General features: G+C 69.3%; 2 protein-coding genes. Both read left to right on the top strand.

Features of this window, described 5'->3' with window-relative positions; translation table 11 throughout:
• A partial coding sequence (locus LL06_RS26135; RefSeq protein WP_035534027.1) for an ammonium transporter occupies positions 1 to 1,307 on the top strand: 1,307 nt, incomplete at its 5' end.
• Between the two features lie 173 nt (positions 1,308 to 1,480).
• The coding region (locus tag LL06_RS26130) for a DNA translocase FtsK 4TM domain-containing protein (protein ID WP_244447228.1) at positions 1,481 to 2,574 on the top strand (1,094 nt) is incomplete at its 3' end.

Raw genomic sequence — 2,574 nt, 5'->3', positions numbered from 1 at the left:
CCTTCGCCCAGGACGCCGCGGCCCCCGCAGCCGAAGCCGCAGCCGCAGCGACCGAAACCGTCGCCGCGACCATCGACAAGGGCGACACCGCCTGGATGATGACCGCCTCGCTGCTCGTGCTGTTCATGCTGGTCCCCGGACTGGCGCTGTTCTATGGCGGCCTCGTGCGCACCAAGAACATGCTTTCGCTTCTCATGCAGTGCACCCTCATCGGCGCCATCGTCATGGTGATCTGGGTGTTCTACGGCTATTCCTTCGCCTTCGGCGGCGGCACCTCGCCGTTCTGGGGCGGCACCGCCAAGGTCTTCCTGTCGGGCGTGACGCTTGAATCGACCGCCGCGACCTTCAGCGACGGCGTCGTCCTGCCCGAATATGTGTTCATCGCCTTCCAGATGACCTTTGCCTGCATCACCCCGGCGCTGTTCGTCGGCGCCTTCGCCGAGCGGATGAAATTCTCTTCGGTGCTCCTGTTCTCGGCGCTCTGGGTCACCTTCGTCTACTTCCCGATCGCCCACATGGTCTGGGACTCCTCCGGCCTGATCTTCAACATGGGCGCCATCGACTTCGCCGGCGGCACCGTGGTGCATATCAATGCCGGCATCGCCGCCCTTGTGGCCTCGATCGTGCTCGGACCGCGCCTCGGGCTCGGCAAGGACATGATGGCCCCGCACTCGATGACGCTGACCATGGTCGGCGCCGCCATGCTGTGGGTGGGCTGGTTCGGCTTCAACGCCGGATCCAACCTCGAGGCCACCGCCGGCGCGACGCTGGCGATGATCAACACCTTCGTCGCCACCGCCGGCGCGATCATCAGCTGGTGCGCGGTCGAAGCCATGTTCCGCGGCAAGGCCTCGGGCCTGGGCGCGGCATCGGGCATGGTCGCGGGCCTTGTCGCCATCACGCCGGCCTGCGGCACCACCGGTCCGGTCGGCGCCATCGTGCTCGGTCTCGCCGTGTCGCCGATCTGCTACCTGTTCGTCTCCAAGGTGAAGTCGAGCTTCGGCTATGACGACAGCCTCGACGTCTTCGGCGTGCACGGCATCGGCGGCATCGTCGGCGCCATCGGCACCGGCATCCTCTGCGCCCCGTCGCTGGGCGGCACCGGCTTCGTGGTCGAAGCCGGCACCATGGGCGCCCAGCTCATGGCGCAGATCCAGGCCGTCGTCATCACGATCATCTGGTCGGGCATCGGCTCGCTGATCCTGCTCTACGTCGTCAAGGCGATCCTGGGACTGCGCGTCAGCGTCGAGGACGAACGCCAGGGTCTCGACCTCGCCTCGCACGGCGAAGCCGCCTACCACAGCTGATCGACGCGGCAGATCCCGCAGATCCAGCGCGGCCCGGGCACTCCCGGGCCGCGTTTTTCGTCTGAACCCGCGGCAATCGCTGCATGGTTAATGCCGTATTAACCCGACCCCGGTTAGGTTTCACCGCAGATGGGTTCGCAAGAGCCCGCAACCCGTTCGGACGATGTGTCACCATGCAGCCAGGTTCTTCCACACTTTCCCCAGGCGTTTCCCCGCGCAACACGCTGCTCGGCGACCTGCTCAAGCGACAGATCAGGTTCGTGGTCGGGCTTGCGATGCTCGCGGGCCTTGCCTTCGCGATCGCGGCGCTCGCCACCTGGAACGTGTCCGACCCCAGTTTCTCCAACGCCAATGGCGCGGTGCCGCACAATGCGCTCGGGTTCAGCGGTGCGGCCTTCGCCGATCTGGTCATGCAGTTCTTCGGGCTCGCGGGCGTGATCGGCCTGCTGCCGGCGCTGTTCTGGGCGATCTGCCTGATGCGCACGCAGCCCGTCGACCGGATGGGTCGGCGCGGGGCGGCCTGGTTCGGCGGCGCCTGGCTGACGGCGGCGCTGTTCGGGCTGATGCCAGCCTCGCAAAGCTGGCCGCTGCCCAACGGGCTCGGCGGCGTGCTCGGCGACATGGCGCTGAAGATCCCGGCCGTGTTCACCGGCGGCTTCCCGTCGGGCCTGGTCGCGGTGATTCTCGGCGTGCTGCTGGCGCCGGCGGCCGGCTGGCTGCTGCTCTACGGCGCCGGACTGACGGGCCGGGCCCCGGCTGCAGCCGCAACCGCGACGGACGCCGACCTCGCCGAGACCGAGGAGGACGAGGACGCGTCGAGCGGCTCGCTGATGCTCGGCGCCCTGACCCATTCCTGGTTCACCCTGCGCGGCCGCATCCGGCGGCTCGCAGGCCTTGCATCCTCGGCCCGGCGGCGGGTGATGCCGGAGGCGCCGCTCGATTTCAACACCGGCTATGACGACGGCGATGATTTCGGCGTCGAGCCCGTGTTCGCGGAGCCGCGGCCGGCGCGGCGGGACCGGGTCGAGCCCGGTTTCGGCCCGGCAACGCCCCGGCGCCCGGTTGCCGTCGATGACGCTCCGCCCTTCGATCTCGACGACGAGGACGACCATCTGCCCGAGGGCGTGCTGTCGGCCGACCTGGACGAGGATGATCCCGCGTCCGACTGGCGCCCGCAGCCGGCTCCGGCCCGCGCATCCGCGCAGGAGCGCCCCGCCGGCGCCTCGCCGCGCATCTCCGCGCCCGCCGAACGGCCCAAGCCCGGCGC

It is taken from the genome of Hoeflea sp. BAL378, from assembly GCF_000759435.1.
Classification (GTDB): Bacteria; Pseudomonadota; Alphaproteobacteria; order Rhizobiales; family Rhizobiaceae; genus Hoeflea.
The sequence above is the reverse complement of the archived record's forward strand: the minus strand, read 5'-3'. Positions and strand labels throughout refer to the sequence as shown.